Here is a 14,270-nt window from a genome sequence, read left to right as displayed (position 1 = left end):
ATGAGCACATTAAAGAGAATTCGCACCTACTTATGATAAAAATACACATTTCAACTGGACGAAAAATAATGATGCGGTTATTTGGACTTAGCCTGATTTTATTGGCATTTACGGCGGCAAGTAGTGAGTATCAATCACACGAATTGAATGGCCAAGTACTGCATATTCAAACTGATGAAGGGCAACTTAGCATTACGGCACTGGCGAGTGATTCTTTTGAAGTCTTTTATCAACCCAAAGGCATTAAACAACTCCCATCATTTGCGATCGATGGGGTCGCAAAGCAAACAGAATTGACGATATCAGATGATGCATCACGCCTTACGCTAAGCGCACCTGGTATTCGTGCACAAATAGATAAATCGCCCCTGCGGATCCGCTATTTTCGTGATGACAAACTACTGTTAGCTGAGCAACAAGGCTTGTTCATTGACGCTGACAAGCGAGGTTTTAGTTTCGATTTGCAAGAAAATGAAAAGTTACTTGGTGGGGGTGAGCGCATAGTGGGGATGGATCGTCGCGGTCAGCGCTTTCCTCTTTATAACAAAGCGCATTACGGCTACACCACTGAGTCAAATCAGATGTATTTCGGTTTATCCGCTGTTATGTCGAGTAATAAGTATGTATTGATATTCGACAACTCTGCCCGCGGGGAAATGGATTTAGGTGCTAGCAATAGCGATGAAATGCGCTTTGAAGCGATAGGCGGACGTACCAGTTACATTGTCGTTGCAGGAAAAACCTACCCATCGTTAATTGAAAATTTCGTCACTGTGACGGGGAAGCAGCCTTTGCCGCCTAGATGGGCATTAGGCAGTTTCGCCTCGCGCTTTGGCTATCGTAGTGAGCAAGAAGTGCGAGATACGGTAAAACAATACCAAGAATCCGGATTTCCATTGGATGCACTCGTGCTCGACCTATATTGGTTCGGAGCGGATATCAAAGGCCATATGGGTAATTTGAGTTGGGACGAAAAGACCTTTCCTACGCCAGTCAAGATGATCAGTGATCTGCGTAAAGAAGGTGTAAAAACAGTCGTGATAACTGAGCCTTTTATTCTGTCTTCGTCTAAAAACTGGCAAGAGGCAGTCACGCACAATGCCTTGGTAAAAGATCCTGAAGGTCATCCTTATCAATTCGATTTTTACTTTGGCAATACCGGTCTAATTGATGTGTTCGATAACGACGCCCGCGATTGGTTTAACCAAACCTACGCAGCGTTGTACAAACAGGGTGTAGCGGGTTGGTGGGGAGATTTAGGTGAGCCAGAGGTGCACCCAGCAGATGCTCAGCATAACCTTAATGGAATGTTGGCAACCGGTGACGAGGTGCACAATGCATACGGTCATAAGTGGGCGGAACAAGTTTATCAACATCAGGTGTCGTTAGCGCCGAACACCAGACCCTTTATCATGATGCGCTCAGGTTTTGTTGGCTCACAGCGCTACGGCATGATCCCATGGACAGGTGATGTCAGTCGCTCTTGGGATGGCTTGAAACCGCAAGTTGAATTATCACTGCAAATGGGCTTGCTAGGCTTGGGGTACACTCACTCTGATTTAGGCGGATTTGCAGGAGGCGACGTGTTCGATCCGCAAATGTATATTCGCTGGTTGCAATACGGTATTTTTCAACCTGTTTTTAGACCCCACGCACAAGACAATATTGCCCCAGAACCGGTGTTTCATAAAGGCAAAACCAAGGATATTCTTCGTACCTATGTAGAGTTGCGTTACGCCATGATGCCGTACAATTACTCTTTGGCATTTGAGAACAGTTTGACCGGTATGCCCTTGATGCGTCCGATGTTTTTTGAAAACGAAAATGACATATCGCTCATCGATGTAAAGGATCAATATTTTTGGGGAGATGCGTTATTGGTTAAACCTATCACTCAAGCAAATCAGAACGAGGTCAGCATCACCTTACCCAAAGGAGCTTGGTTCAATTTTTGGAGTGACGAGCGCTATGAGGGTGATCAAACGATAACCATGCCTACTGACATAAAGTTGCTGCCTGTCTTGGCTAGAGGTGGGGCTATTATCCCTATGACGTTACCCGTACTGAGTACGGATGATTATTCAACCAAAACACTCGATTTACATTATTACGCGGATAAAAGCGCGTTAACGTCCACGTCCGTTATGTACAACGATGACGGTAAAAACCCTCACGCTATTCGCGATAAGGCATTTGAAACGCTGACGTTCACAGCCAAGCGTCAAGTTGACGAGAGCAAACCCGATTCTTTAGTGTTTGAACTTAAACGCACAGGAGAATTCAAAGGCATGCCGGGAAGCAGGATGGTGTCACTTTGGATCCATAATTGGCCGCAAGATATTAATCAAGTGCTGGTGGGTGACAAACAATTACCACAGATTAAAGACAAAACGACGTTTTTAAACGCAAACCGTGGGACCCGTTGGGACAGTGAAACCAACACGCTTGAGGTGAAATTTGGATGGGACGCAGATACTTCAGTTCAGGTGTTTTAATCTTCAAATAACACTATGGTAGCCATCGCATGGTGGCTATATACATAGTGATAATTTTATCTTTTATTATTCAAATCAGTTGGTTGCATCACTATTACGCATCATTTAAATTGGTGCTTTACGTCATACTGCGTTATTTTCAATCACGCTGAAATCAACAATGAGACGTTGTAGGCGATTAATTTGATATAGGCTGAGTATTTGAATTACAGATTGGTAGTGTGGTTAATAGCAAGCTTAATGATGTTTCAGGTTTCGAGCGCTGAGCACAAGCCTATATTGACAGCCTGTGGACATCACGATTATGCCCCATGGAATTGGCTTGAGGACGATAAGATTGTCGGAGTATGTGCTCGGGTCGCAACTGATCTTTTTGGTGCACTCGGATACGATGTTGACCTTACTTACGTAGGCCCATGGAAGCGTTGCCAACAAATGATAGAGAAAGGAGAGGTTGATCTTAATATCTGTTCTTTCAAAAATTCACATCGTGAAGAATATTCAGTGTTTTCCTCTGAGCCAATGGCAATGAATGAAAATGCTATGTTCGTCAATAAAGACAATTACTTTGACTTTAACGGCCTAGAAACGCTTAAAGGCAAATTAATAGGCTTAGTCCGTGGTGTAAGCCTAGGCAATGAGTTAGATGATTATTTAGCTAACAATAGCCACGTCATTCGCGTCAAAAATCATCAAGCATTGTTATCGATGTTGAAACTTAACAGAATTGACGCAGTGATACTTGGTCGTCAATCTGGACGACACTTGCTGAATCTGTATGATCTTAATAGTGAAATTGTCGACTCACCTAATGGATTACTGAAAGGCGATCTGTACTTTTCCTTTTCAAAAAAATCACCTCATACCGGCTTACTAATTGATGTAAATGAAACACTAAAGTCTGATAAGTACAGGGTATGGCTGGCAAGCCTATTGGAACGGTATTCCCAAATGCATAAAGAATATAAACAGAACAAGATGTTACAGATTAACCCGCTTGGGGCACTGCGAGATTAAACTAAGCAGCATAGGTCATTGAAAAAATAGCTATGTACGCCTTTAAATACCTATCGACGCTGGTTTGGATGGCAAATGTTGTTATATTGTTGCCCTAAGCTAGGGCATAGATAAAGAATTCGAAAATGGGAAAATTAATCATTTTAGCGGCTGTGCTGTTTGCTGCTCTTCAATATATTGGGGAGCCAGAAGCACAATCGAATACTTCGCAATCAGAACAAGCGCAAAAACCTACGCGACAATCTCCCGTGGAAATGCGGGCTAACCAAATACCCAAAGTATCAGCGTCACCAGCAAGAAAACCGGCACCCATGATAATGAATTTTCGTTGTGATGGTCGCCAATATTGCGGACAAATGACATCTCGCGCTGAAGCTGAATATTTTTTACAGCATTGTCCAGATACAAGAATGGACGGCGATGATGACGGAATACCGTGTGAAAATGACACCCGCTTTTAGGCTAGCGTTTAGTAAATATTCCGAATAATGTACTGTTTGTAATTCGAACTGCTCGTTTTCGTACCAATTATAGTGCCTAATTCTTCAAGTAATTCGATAACCTTATTAAAAATAGGTGATTGAAAAATATACAACCTTTGATGATGTAACGCACGAGTTATTAGGTGGACCAAAATGGACCTATTCGTGGTCAAAATGGCTGAGTTCATAAAAGTAGAAATGGACACCGACGCCGCCCATGATTTTCAACACGTTAAGCGGGTTGTTCTAAATGCGAAACAGTTATGTGAAGCGGAAAAGGCTGACGAGTGGGTTGTTATGCCCGCGGTGTGGTTACATGATTGTGTGACTTTGCCAAAGGATCATCCTGAGAGAGCGTCAAGCTCACGCTTAGCGGCGGATAAAGCGGTGACCTTCTTATCCGAAATTGGCTACCCAAAAACGCATTTTGACCATATTCATCACGCTATTGTTGCACATAGCTACAGTGCTAATGTCGCACCTAAAAGCTTAGAAGCTTGCGCGGTGCAAGACGCTGACAGACTAGACGCCATTGGAGCGATAGGTGTTGCAAGATGTTTGCAAGTGGGTACCTCGATACAGCGCGATTTTTACGAGCCTGATGATCCTTTTGCTTTGTATAGAGATGTCGATGATTCACAGTTTACTCTTGATCATTTTTTTCAAAAATTGCTCAGGATAGAGGAAATGCTTCACACCGAGGAAGCGAAAAGAGAAGGGCGGATCAGAACTGATTTCATGCATCACTATTTACGTCAATTGCGTCACGAAATGGGTTTACTGCGGCGGTAAAAGCAGAGCCAAGCACTTTGTAGTATAGTTTTGTTACCCTATCTGGTGTGCTTCATGATTAACTTCGTACGTGGTTCCAAGTTGGAACACACTCATTTATCGTTAAAGTATGTCAGGACATTCTAAAAGGAGCTTTAGTATGTGTCAGTTGTTCATTGAGGCAGAATCAGAACAATGGTTGAGTAGAACTAAGTCATTGCGCATAGAAGGTGTTGTGACCTCAATTCGATTAGAAAATTTCTTTTGGGATGTGTTAGCCGAAATTGCCTTCCGTGATGATATGTCGGTTAATCAGCTCATCACCAAGCTTTATTTTGAATCACAAGAAGCAGAGTTAGATTTAAGTAACTTTACTTCCTTTTTGCGGGTGTGTTGCAGTCGATATTTATCCTTGGTCGCGGATGGCGAACTAACTCGCTGTGAAAAAACACCTATGAAAAAAGAGGGTATAGACATGCTGCTTAGCCAGGAAAATCAACGTACTTTAGCAAGGCGTCGATGCTTTACCCGAGAGCCTTCCGTATAGCCTGTATAAACATTCCCTATCATATGCGATGTTACTCAACTGAGTGACATCGTCGGCTCTTTAGCACGTCAAGGTTCTATTCCTCACAGTCAAGATAAGCTGACAATAGAGTATTGATTTAAATTTGAATAATTTGGTCTCTCTCTGACACTGCTCAGCAAATACTTTATGATACTACGCATTGTCACTGACCGTGTTTAGATAAAAATCTGTAAGGTAATTCATGAATCAAGAGCTCACGTATCACATCGGTAGACCCGGTATTCCTTGGACACAATCTGAAAAAGACCAATGGTTAACGCAACAAACCATTAAGCGAAGCTATCAAAATGAAGTGGTTGTTCATATCGACAGCCTTCGCTCTCAATTTAATGTGGAGCAATACGGCACGCTGGATTACGAAAGCGGCCCTTACGCCCTCTATGCTATTACCAGCAAAGAATTCGACCTCAATAAACCAACTGTATTAGTCACCGGTGGAGTGCACGGTTATGAGACAAGTGGTGTTCAAGGGGCATTGCGTTTTGCTATGCGTCACGGGATTGATTATTTAACGGACTTTAACCTTATCATCGCTCCCTGTATCAGCCCGTGGGGATACGAAACAATCAATCGTTGGAACCCAATGGCGATAGATCCAAATCGCTCATTTGTACCCCAAAGTATGTCACCAGAAGCGGCTCAAATCATGGCGTATGTGAGCAATCTCGGCCTAACGATCCACGCTCATATTGATTTACATGAGACGACTGACACTGATAACAGCGAGTTTAGACCAGCCCTTGGTGCAAGAGACGGAGTTGTGCAAGATATATGGCAAATTCCTGATGGCTTTTACACCGTCGGCGATACCCAAAATCCGCAAGATGCATTTCAACGTGCGGTGGTGAAAAGTGTTGAGCAAGTCACGCATATCGCGTTGCCTGATAGCGAAGGTAAATTGATCGGTGCACCTATGACGCAACACGGGGTCATTAACTATGCACTGAAAGATTTAGGCTTATGTGCTGGGTTTTCTAATGCACGCTACACTACAACCACTGAGGTCTATCCTGATAGCGAAACGGCTACGCCGGAAGAGTGCGTTCTGGCCCAAGTCGCTGCAGTAATAGGCGCATTAGATTACTTGCGTCAACAAGGCTGATAACGCCAATAGATGAACAAGGCGTAACAGCGTTGTTCATCTCGATAGGCTAGGTTTGGGCGTAATGCCTACTCTAAGAAACTGGCGTCTTGCGCTAACAACATCGAATATAAAGGCTGGAAATTGCCCCAAGTCACGAGCTCAGAGCCGTTGGCTGCTTTGGTCTTACGGGCAATATCTGGATTTATTAAGGTCAATGGCCCCGCAGCTTGTGCCAGTAACTGGCTTTGACAACAGCTATCCATCAAAATAAAGTTTGCCACAGCTGCATCAACCGATGAGCCCACTGTGATAAGACCATGATTTTGTAAAATAACCGCACTGTGTTCACCCAGCGATTCAGCAATCATATCGCCTTCCTCTTTTTCAGCCACTACACCTGTGAACGTGGCAAAAATACCGTGATTTTCAAAGAACATGCACGCGTCTTGAGAAATTGGTAGCAGAGGTTGGCCTAATGAAGAAAATGCTCTGCCATATTTAGTGTGCGCGTGAGCAACCGCATTCACATCAGGCCGGGCCATATGGAGACGAGAATGTATTGCAAATGCAGCGTTATTGACGGCATGTGCACCATCAATAATATTTCCTAGATGATCAATACGCACTAAATCAGACGCCTTAATCATAGAAAAATGAATACCTAGAGGGTTGACCCAAAACGTATCAGGCTCTATGCAGTCGCGCAGGGTAATATGGCCAGCTAAACCTTCATCAAAATGATGTAGCGCAAACGCTCTAAAACCCGCGGCTAAGTGTTGTTTTTCGTATTCACGTTGTTCAAATTTATCACTAAACGAGGGCGGCATCGGAATTTTAAATTTACCTGCGCCAATAGCCATGTGTTTCGCATCTTGTTGAATCTTGTTGCTCACGTCTTACTCCAATTTGGATGATTTGACACCAGTCTAATAACTAATAGAATAAATACGAATGATGTTATTTTATTCCAAAGTATGAATATGTTGCATAGTAAAATTGATTTAAATTTATTTCTTATTCTTGTCGCGGTTTACCAAGAAGGCTCAATTACTGGAGCAGGTAAACGACTCCATCTCAGTCAACCCGCGGTGAGTCATGCACTTTCAAGGCTCAGAGATAAATATCAGGATCCGCTATTTGTGCGCCACGGACGCAAAATGATCGCCACTCAACTGTGCCAAACGATTATGCCCAGGGTACTTAGCTCGGTGGCAGAGCTAGAGTCCACTTTGCACGACATTGGCGACTTTGACGTCCATCAATATCAGCGCGAAATGAAGTTTGGTTTTAGGGATATCCTCGAGTCTATATTCTTTCCTGAATTGGCCACTGATCTGATGGCTAACACTCCAAATATTACAGTGCACAGCCGCCAAGTGAGCCGTCTAGACATGGAGGCTGCTCTTGAAAGCCAAGCTCTCGACATCGTAATCGATGTGCTTACACCAACCAGTAATGATATTCATCATACATTGATTTGTGATGAACATTTTTCGTTAATTTGCCGCAAAGGCCACCCCATATTATCTGATATGAGCTTGGCTAATTACATTAAGGCCGAGCATGCGTTAGTGACCTTTAAAGATTCTGCGGTCAATACCGTAGATATGGCACTGGCTAAACATGCTGTTGCGCGCAAGTTTGCTTTAAAATGTGAACATTACTTTGCTGCAACCAGTGTCATCAGTCGCTGTGACATGTTGCTCACCATGCCCAACGCCTATGCGCGATTACTAAAACAACAAATGCCCGTTGAGGTCGTTCCTTTGCCGTTCGAGGTACCCATTTTGCCTGTACACATGTACTGGCATAAGCAAGCGGAGCACGACCCACTGAATAGTTGGATGCGGCAGAAGCTACTGGCTATTGCTAAACGCGTTATTCCCCCGCCATCTTAGGGTTCTAAAAGAAGTAAGCGCCTTGCAACAATATACGTCTTGGACGTTCCACTAAGAATCGATGAGCGTAACTCAATACAGGAACATCGTTCGTTTGGGCGAACGTGCAAATGTGTATTAACCTGTTTACCAATAAGGACAATGACTTTTTTCATCAATGCCTGGGAAACCTATTTTATGTTTACTTCGTGATGTGCGATCCATGATGTGATGGGATCCAAATTTTATTCGCAACAGGAGGAGTGAGATTGATGAATAGATATTTAATCAAGCAAGGGGGTCTGCTCAATGCCACTTTGTTGGCGAAAGTGGCGGGTGTTTTGTTTCATTTTTAACGTGTAATTTTCAGTTATAGCCCGATTAGGTTCATTAAGTGCTGTATTGGTTGATATAGTTGTGAATCGAAATAGAATTTCCTGTATATTTCGCCATCGTTTTTTAACCCATCACGCAAATTCAACATTCAGACGTTACGATATGATAAATAACGTCATGGCAACTATTTACACAGATAGCATGTAAACAAGTTGCGTCTATGTTTTTGTCTGCCAGAAAGAGAAATTAGCATGAACTTTTCATCATTAGATTTAGCGCCAGAATTGCAACAAGCCATTGATGCTTGCGGCTATAAAAAAATGACCCCAATCCAGCAGCAAGCCATCGTGGTTGCTCGCCGCGGTCGTGACGTGTTAGCCAGTGCGCAAACAGGTACGGGTAAAACAGCTGCGTTTGCTGTGCCTATTTTACAGCAAATGTTAAACAAGCCTAAAAAGACGACACCGGGTACACCCAGAGCGCTTATTTTAACGCCGACCCGAGAGCTTGCCGAACAACTAGCAACCAATATTGCGAACTACGCGAAATTCACTGACATCTCAGTCACGGCTCTTTATGGCGGCGTAAAATTAGGCGGCCAAGCCAGTAAATTAAGCGCTGGTGTGGACATTGTTATTTCGACTCCTGGGCGATTATTGGAGCACATGACGTTGAAAAATGTCGAATTGGCTAACGTTGAATTTGTGGTCCTCGATGAAGCCGATCGTATGTTGGACATGGGCTTTATCGCCGATGTACGCCAAATGCTGGCGCAAATCACCTCTGCTCACCAAACATTGTTATTTTCAGCGACCATTTCCCCTACCGTGAACGAGCTTGCCCATAAGCTGCTTAAAAATCACCAAGAGATTCGCGCCACGCAATTAAACAGTGCCGCGGATACCGTGCAGCATGTGATGTATCCTGTGTCTGAAGAAGACAAAATTCGTTTGTTCAAGACGTTATTAGCTGAGCAAAACTGGTATCAGGTATTGGTCTTTACCAGTACTAAAGAGCAAGCGGATAAACTGATGGCCGCTCTTAAAACCAGTAAAATTGATGCTGCAGTTTGCCATGCTGATAAAAGCCAGGGCGCGCGCCGCCGTGCAATCGCAGATTTTAAATCAGCCAAATTACAGGTCCTTATTGCAACGGAAGTGGCGGCCCGCGGCCTAGATATTCAAGGCCTTGATTATGTAGTGAATTACAACTTACCTTACTTACCAGAAGATTACGTGCACCGTATTGGGCGTACAGGTCGCGCTGGGCAGCAGGGTAATGCTATTTCATTTGTGAGCCGTGAAGAAGAGCGCACAGTAGAGAGGATAGAGCGTTTAATTAACGGCAAAATCAAACGTATTTCACGCCCTGACTTTGCATTTAGTAGCCGCGAATCTTTACTTAAAACGGTGCGTAAACACAGTAAAAACAGCCGTACTAACAAGGCATCGCAGACCGTCATTCGTATGGATAAAAGCGCTACTAAGACAAAGCCAAAAGCAAAACCTAAGGCAAAACGAACGAGTAAATAAGCGTCATAAATGTAGAACAAAGCGTGGCCTTGGTTAAGGGCAATATTTAAAAAAAGAGTTGCTCCTAGAGCAACTCTTTTTTTGTGTTGGCATAACTCAACTAGGGGGCCGGTTCATCTTTGTCGTTTACTGTGATAGGGGTGTCAGGTTTTGCTTCTCGCCCACGAAAGCCGGATATGATGCAAGCGATAACCACACACCCGAACGATATATTTAACGCGACAAGCACCGTCTGTAATAGTGCTGGGTACTGCTGAGGCACGATTTGCGCATCGCCAATGTAATGGTGCACCAACAAATTCACCATGCTCATGCCAACAAGGTTACCTATGGTCCTAGCTAAATTTAATGATGCCGACGCCACGCCCAACTCGGTACTGTGCACAGCGCCCATAATGGCGTTGTTATTAGGGGTAGAGAACAAACCAAAACCAATACCAACAAGCAGCAATGAGCTGCCGATATACCAAGCTTGGGTATCAATATCCATTCGACTTAAAATAAAGAAGCCACACGCCACAATAGCGCAACCTGTGGTCGCGAGTAATCTGGGCTGAACCTTATCTGATAGTTTACCCGACAGTGGCGCTAAAAATGCCATGGCCATTGCCTGCAATAAGATAATTTGCCCAGATTCAGACGGGCTAAACCCTTTCACATATTGCAGATACAAGCTGAGCAAGAAGGTTAGGGGATAGTTACTGGCATACATCAGTAGTGACGTGGCCAAAGACATAGAGAATACTCGGCTTTCCTTAAACATCTGTACCCGTATCAGAGGTTGATCCCGTTTTGACTGATGAACCACGAACCAGACCATAAAAATCAATGCTATACCCAGCAATAAAAAGCCCAGAACGGAAGGTAATTGGCTTAACCCAAAAACGAGACATGTGGCAGCAATAATGAAAATCCCCGAGCCTCGCCAATCAAATTTCGCTTTACGTTCGTTTTTCCATTCCCCATGCATACGCATTTTGATGAGTACCAGCAACATAACGACTAAAGGCACTTGAAATAAAAATACTGAACGCCAACCCCATAACTCTGTGAGCCAGCCGCCAACCGCTGGGGCGACAGTTAATCCTATGTATACGCAGGCTGCCGCTATCCCTAGCGCGAATCCGCGTCTTTCTGCTGGGGTAACCGAGGTCAAAATAGCCACACCGGTACCGAATATCATCGCCGCGGCGGCGCCTTGCATGAATCGCCAAAACAATAACCATTCAATATTAAATGCCAAAGCGCACATGGTGGACGAAATAACATTAAGCACCAGACCATAGCTATAAATGCGCTTGCGCCCGTAATTATCCGCCAGCTTGCCAAAAGGCAGCATCAACGCGACATTCGCGAGTAAAAAGATAGTGGGCAGCCAACTGACCATTTTGGCGTTGGCTTGAAGCTCAGCGGCAAGATCCGGGATCGCAATATTGACAGACGCCATGCCCAAAGGACCAATAAATGAGCCTGCACAGACTACAATAAGCGCTACCGTAGTCAGTGGCAGTTTTGATAAAGAAGGAAATAGAGAAGCCATATACACCGATAGTAGCGAGAAGAATGGGTATAATACTCATTGCAGTGATGACTTTCACTGCTCAAGCTATAAATAATCGACTTTTAGCAAATACCGACCTGAGGTAATTTAAAAATCAGGGTTGCAGCTAAACTCAAGCCATTGATTGGATACCGGGTGAAACAAGCCCAAATATTGCGCATGTAAATGTAAACGACGGGCTTGAGTACCGTACAAATCGTCCCCCACAATCGGCATGTTTAACCCGCGCTCGTGGGCGCAATGAACACGTAATTGGTGTGTTCGTCCTGTTCTGGGGTGCAGATATACCTTAGTTTGCTGTGTTTTGTGGCGCCGTTCAATCACTTGCCACGTGGTGTGGGCTGGTTTGCCGGTTTTTTCACATACGCATTGTCTGGGCCTGTCATAAAAATCACCTGCTAGCGGCAAAGTAATAACGCCGTTTTCATCAGTTACAATGCCATCAATAAGGGCCATATAGCGTTTGCTGACTTGCCGGCTGATAAACTGTTTTTGCAGCACCTTGTGGGCAGCAGTGCTTAACGCAATGACCATCAAACCTGAAGTGGACATATCCAAGCGATGCACTATTAATGATCCTGTGGCATGGGGCAGCATTGCTTTGATGCGGGTATAAACAGAATCACTGATATGCTTACCCGGTACAGATAACAACTGGGCCGGTTTATTGATGATAAGCATTTCATCGTCTTGGTAAATGATCTCTATTTGCTCGCCGTCAGCTGCGTTTTTCAATAGCTGATTTTCTTCTACTGTTAACCCCTCAAGCATGTGATTCAAAATGGGTTGGCATTTTCCAATACATGCAGGGTAAAACTGCTTGTGTTTGCGCACTTGTGATTTAGGCGAAGCCCCCCACCAAAACTCCGCCATGGCAACAGGCGTTAAATTATGGCTATAAGCATAATGCAGCAGTTTGGGGGCGGCACATTCACCCGCACCAGCAGGAGGTGTGCGCATAACGGTGTCACTGAATATTGCGGCCAACGATTTGTTATCCCCAAGCGCATTTAAAAATTGGTACTGCTCGAAAAGACGCTGCTGTAGCTGTGCTGAAAGTGTTTTACGTCGTTTCTTTAGGGATTGTATTTGTCGTTCAAATTTATCGAGGGAGTCTTTAGCCGAGGCTATCGTGCTCAATAGATCTTTTTTGTGTTGGGTAAATTCAAGCTTTTCTTCAATGCTTTGGGCTGCTAAGGACTTAAACAGCGACTCAAGCTCAGCGTTTTCTGGCTCAGCAGTGGTATTATCTCGTAGCGCTTTTCGTTTAGCGCGATTAGCAACGACACGTAAACGCTTTTGTTCAATTTCAGCAAGGCAATTCGCTTGGGTATGGGCAAAGTTGTCTTTGGCAAGCTGGTATGCAGAGTCTTGCAAAATAACATCAAGCTCGGCTGTTATCTGCTTGATCATGTGCTGCTCATCATGAAAAAAACTATCGCTTGCCAGCATATCAAACACAGGAGGTACAAACTTGGGTAAGTGATTTTGCTCAGCTAACTTGCCGGAAAAAGCACTTAAATAGCCCAGCTTGCCGACACTGTTTTTGACCAACAATACTCCGAACATTTTGCCAATAATCAATGCAGGGTCGTCAGTTAAACCGAAATTATGATACCAATCCGTTTGCGTCAGTATATGCTGTTGCAGCTCTTTTGCTGCAAGCTGACACAACGCGTGAGGCTGGTAGTAAAATGGAAACGTAAATTTTTCAGGTAACGTAGAGGACAAAATATCTGCGGAAACATCAGCAGAAAACGTCGTAAAGCAAGAGGGTTGATTAGATGTCATTGGCGATAGTGTGTCGTGTAGATCGATTTAGCATTGGGGTGAAAGAGCGGCAAGTTTATCATACCCATCGCTTTTACTTTAGGGCCAATGAAGCATTTATACGAGGTTAAGTGCTTTTAATATTGAGCTGCTAGAATCGCAAGCATCTGCTTTTTTTGCATAGCTTATGGCTCGATAAAAAATGCTCAGTAAAGAGCAGCCCTTCCTAGTTTATCCGCCTTCGCATGCTGTATTGTCAGTGTGTTTGCAACAGCGCCTCAGTGGCCTTTAATAATAACAATAAGGAAATCGTATGAATATGTTTGAAACCGCGTGTCTGCTAGTGGGTAGGTTACTACTTGGCTTATATTTTATAGCGCCAGGCCTTCAAAAAATAGTAAGTTTTGACGCCATGAGTCAGTACATGGAGCATCATAACGTTCCGCTTGTGACGCCGCTTTTACTGCTTACCATTGTCATACAATTAACCGCTGGGCTGGCGATTATTATCGGTTTTAAAGGCCGATTTGCGGCATTTTTATTAGCCGGCTTAACGCTGATTATTAGTCTATTTATGCATAATTTTTGGAACTTACCCGAAGGCGGCAATATTGCTCATGAAACGCAGAACTTTGTAAAAAATATGGCCATTATGGCGGGATTGCTGATATTGGCCGCACGGGGTACTGGTCAAATGAGCGTGGATAACCGTCAGAAATAGCTAGGTAGTGGTGCGGTCTACTTTGACTTAGGTTG

The 14,270-nt window shown here is 44.0% G+C and carries 12 protein-coding genes; 9 read left to right on the top strand and 3 right to left on the bottom strand.

The features are described 5' to 3' along the window. The first annotated feature begins 68 nt into the window (after positions 1-68). The 6 genes from PATL_RS11920 to PATL_RS11895 all read left to right on the top strand — a co-directional run bounded on the left by PATL_RS11920 (position 69) and on the right by PATL_RS11895 (position 6,456). Positions 69-2,495 carry a TIM-barrel domain-containing protein gene (locus tag PATL_RS11920; protein ID WP_232283219.1) on the top strand — a complete coding sequence of 809 codons (2,427 nt, stop codon included), beginning with the start codon at positions 69-71 and terminating at the stop codon, positions 2,493-2,495. 240 nt (positions 2,496-2,735) lie between these two features. Further along, the gene (locus tag PATL_RS11915) at positions 2,736-3,512 is read left to right on the top strand and encodes a substrate-binding periplasmic protein (RefSeq protein WP_011575135.1); all 777 of its coding nucleotides are present in this window, start codon (positions 2,736-2,738) and stop codon (positions 3,510-3,512) included. A gap of 125 nt (positions 3,513-3,637) precedes the next feature. Then, entirely contained in the window at positions 3,638-3,973 is a 336-nt protein-coding gene (locus PATL_RS11910) for an excalibur calcium-binding domain-containing protein (protein ID WP_011575134.1), read from the top strand. A gap of 174 nt (positions 3,974-4,147) precedes the next feature. After that, positions 4,148-4,786: an HD domain-containing protein gene (locus tag PATL_RS11905; protein WP_011575133.1), complete on the top strand. Its 639-nt coding sequence runs from the start codon at positions 4,148-4,150 to the stop codon at positions 4,784-4,786. 139 nt (positions 4,787-4,925) lie between these two features. Then, a complete protein-coding gene (locus PATL_RS11900) occupies positions 4,926-5,312 on the top strand; it encodes a ribbon-helix-helix domain-containing protein (protein ID WP_011575132.1) in 387 nt (128 codons plus the stop codon). A gap of 223 nt (positions 5,313-5,535) precedes the next feature. Then, positions 5,536-6,456, top strand: a complete 921-nt coding sequence (locus PATL_RS11895) for a M14 family metallopeptidase (RefSeq protein ID WP_011575131.1) — start codon at positions 5,536-5,538, stop codon at positions 6,454-6,456. Between the two features lie 68 nt (positions 6,457-6,524). Here the strand turns inward: PATL_RS11895 and PATL_RS11890 are convergent, their stop codons facing one another. Next, entirely contained in the window at positions 6,525-7,331 is an 807-nt protein-coding gene (locus tag PATL_RS11890; protein ID WP_011575130.1) for a class II aldolase/adducin family protein, read from the bottom strand. A gap of 87 nt (positions 7,332-7,418) precedes the next feature. On the opposite strand from PATL_RS11890, the gene PATL_RS11885 reads away from it, so the two are divergent. Both PATL_RS11885 and PATL_RS11880 read left to right on the top strand, forming a co-directional pair. Then, a complete protein-coding gene (locus tag PATL_RS11885) occupies positions 7,419-8,336 on the top strand; it encodes a LysR family transcriptional regulator (protein WP_041713763.1) in 918 nt (305 codons plus the stop codon). 566 nt (positions 8,337-8,902) lie between these two features. Continuing rightward, complete coding sequence (locus PATL_RS11880; protein WP_011575128.1) at positions 8,903-10,183, top strand: DEAD/DEAH box helicase; 1,281 nt, start codon at positions 8,903-8,905, stop codon at positions 10,181-10,183. A 100-nt stretch (positions 10,184-10,283) separates the two neighbouring features. Here PATL_RS11880 and PATL_RS11875 read toward each other — a convergent pair whose 3' ends face one another. Together PATL_RS11875 and PATL_RS11870 are read right to left on the bottom strand one after the other, a co-directional pair. Beyond that, positions 10,284-11,723: an MFS transporter gene (locus PATL_RS11875; RefSeq protein ID WP_011575127.1), complete on the bottom strand. Its 1,440-nt coding sequence runs from the start codon at positions 11,721-11,723 to the stop codon at positions 10,284-10,286. Positions 11,724-11,831: 108 nt separating this feature from the next. After that, on the bottom strand, positions 11,832-13,535 hold the full coding sequence (locus PATL_RS11870; RefSeq protein ID WP_011575126.1) for an RluA family pseudouridine synthase: 1,704 nt from the start codon (positions 13,533-13,535) through the stop codon (positions 11,832-11,834). A gap of 292 nt (positions 13,536-13,827) precedes the next feature. Between PATL_RS11870 and PATL_RS11865 the strand changes: the two genes are divergently transcribed. After that, positions 13,828-14,235 carry a DoxX family protein gene (locus PATL_RS11865; protein WP_011575125.1) on the top strand — a complete coding sequence of 136 codons (408 nt, stop codon included), beginning with the start codon at positions 13,828-13,830 and terminating at the stop codon, positions 14,233-14,235. The last annotated feature ends 35 nt before the right edge of the window (positions 14,236-14,270 follow it).

This window comes from Paraglaciecola sp. T6c, from assembly GCF_000014225.1.
GTDB lineage: Bacteria > Pseudomonadota > Gammaproteobacteria > Enterobacterales > Alteromonadaceae > Paraglaciecola > Paraglaciecola atlantica_A.
The sequence above is the reverse complement of the archived record's forward strand: the minus strand, read 5'-3'. Positions and strand labels throughout refer to the sequence as shown.

What these genes read in the sequence shown, in the direction of transcription:
- PATL_RS11920 (WP_232283219.1), top strand. Translation starts at nt 69, where the DNA reads ATGATGCGGTTATTTGGACTTAGCCTGATTTTATTGGCATTTACGGCG.
- PATL_RS11915 (WP_011575135.1), top strand. Translation starts at nt 2,736, where the DNA reads ATGATGTTTCAGGTTTCGAGCGCTGAGCACAAGCCTATATTGACAGCC.
- PATL_RS11910 (WP_011575134.1), top strand. Translation starts at nt 3,638, where the DNA reads ATGGGAAAATTAATCATTTTAGCGGCTGTGCTGTTTGCTGCTCTTCAA.
- PATL_RS11905 (WP_011575133.1), top strand. Translation starts at nt 4,148, where the DNA reads ATGGACCTATTCGTGGTCAAAATGGCTGAGTTCATAAAAGTAGAAATG.
- PATL_RS11900 (WP_011575132.1), top strand. Translation starts at nt 4,926, where the DNA reads ATGTGTCAGTTGTTCATTGAGGCAGAATCAGAACAATGGTTGAGTAGA.
- PATL_RS11895 (WP_011575131.1), top strand. Translation starts at nt 5,536, where the DNA reads ATGAATCAAGAGCTCACGTATCACATCGGTAGACCCGGTATTCCTTGG.
- PATL_RS11885 (WP_041713763.1), top strand. Translation starts at nt 7,419, where the DNA reads ATGTTGCATAGTAAAATTGATTTAAATTTATTTCTTATTCTTGTCGCG.
- PATL_RS11880 (WP_011575128.1), top strand. Translation starts at nt 8,903, where the DNA reads ATGAACTTTTCATCATTAGATTTAGCGCCAGAATTGCAACAAGCCATT.
- PATL_RS11875 (WP_011575127.1), bottom strand. Translation starts at nt 11,723, where the DNA reads ATGGCTTCTCTATTTCCTTCTTTATCAAAACTGCCACTGACTACGGTA.
- PATL_RS11870 (WP_011575126.1), bottom strand. Translation starts at nt 13,535, where the DNA reads ATGACATCTAATCAACCCTCTTGCTTTACGACGTTTTCTGCTGATGTT.
- PATL_RS11865 (WP_011575125.1), top strand. Translation starts at nt 13,828, where the DNA reads ATGAATATGTTTGAAACCGCGTGTCTGCTAGTGGGTAGGTTACTACTT.